The sequence below is a fragment of the Escherichia sp. 93.0816 genome (genome assembly GCF_013368855.2).
Classification (GTDB): Bacteria; Pseudomonadota; Gammaproteobacteria; order Enterobacterales; family Enterobacteriaceae; genus Escherichia; species Escherichia ruysiae.
In genome coordinates, this window is the sequence record NZ_JABWNC020000076.1 from 1 (window position 1) to 591 (window position 591).

A 591-nucleotide genomic window follows, 5' to 3' on the forward strand; every position below is an offset into this window, starting at 1 on the left:
CTGCCATTTGTCGGTATACCTCTCTCGTTTGCTCAGTTGTTCAGGAATATGGTGCGGCAGCTCGCCGCCCCACGTGTTCAAAGTACCGCCTTGTTGTCATGCTCCATTCGATTTCAGCAATCCACGATAATCGAGGGCCGCGACACCTGCATCTATGCGCACCTTCCAGGCGACACCATCAACAGTAAAGCCCACCTGCTCCTCAAGATATGGCGTATCCATACCATCAAGATAAGCGACTTCTATTGTGTCCATCCCCTTAGCTGCGGCTACATACCATTCCTTGCTATTGGCCTTATCAAGACGTGGCTCAACAATTACTTCTGCCATATCTTTCACAACGTTAATGATGCCGGGGTTCTGATTGATAGTGCCCTCATCACCAACCGGAAAGACTGATGACGATGACAGAATGGCGCGACGCGCGGCAGATTCCAGCGCGGCAGGGACCAGAACAAAAGCAGGGGTAATATTCAGTGAGTCGCCGTTAGCATCCTCCTGGAGGCGCATCAGCTTACGGGCTTCATCAAGCCCCACCATGTCCATATCCTTCGCAATAAGATTTTTATGATCGGCATGGAATAACGCTTT

At 50.8% G+C, this 591-nt stretch carries 1 protein-coding gene and 1 pseudogene; both read right to left on the minus strand.

Annotation, left to right across the window (positions count from 1 at the left end; all coding sequences use genetic code 11):
- Nucleotides 1–66 (minus strand): annotated as a pseudogene (locus HEM79_RS22330) (hypothetical protein); the annotation flags it as partial.
- Between the two features lie 30 nt (nucleotides 67–96).
- Nucleotides 97–591 (minus strand): phage major capsid protein (locus HEM79_RS22335; RefSeq protein ID WP_172823390.1); only part of this gene is annotated, 495 nt, incomplete at its 5' end.